Below are 225 nucleotides of genomic sequence, written 5' to 3' on the forward strand. Positions count from 1 at the left end.
GATGTCCTTGTTGGTCTCCACGGCTTCCTTGCTCTTGTTCTCCTTTGGCTGCTTTAGAGCTTTATGTTAATAAAACCACAGTCACAGCAATAAAACTACTAATTTTACGTTCTTTTCAAAGAAAGGGGTTGTGCAATAGTGGCTTAAAGGCTAAAAGTACTACCTTTGCATACAATAATAAGTAACAACACGTTTAAGGTCACAATTTGTGATCTCAAAAATAAA

Annotated in this window: 1 protein-coding gene; it reads left to right on the forward strand. The window is 36.0% G+C overall.

Annotated features, from left to right (window positions below; translation table 11 throughout):
* Positions 1-185: hypothetical protein (locus DW917_RS17875; protein WP_233524791.1), on the forward strand; the 185-nt coding region annotated here is incomplete at its 5' end.
* Between the last annotated feature and the right edge of the window lie 40 nt (positions 186-225).

The organism is Prevotella sp. AM42-24 (genome assembly GCF_003461825.1).
Lineage (GTDB): Bacteria > Bacteroidota > Bacteroidia > Bacteroidales > Bacteroidaceae > Prevotella > Prevotella hominis.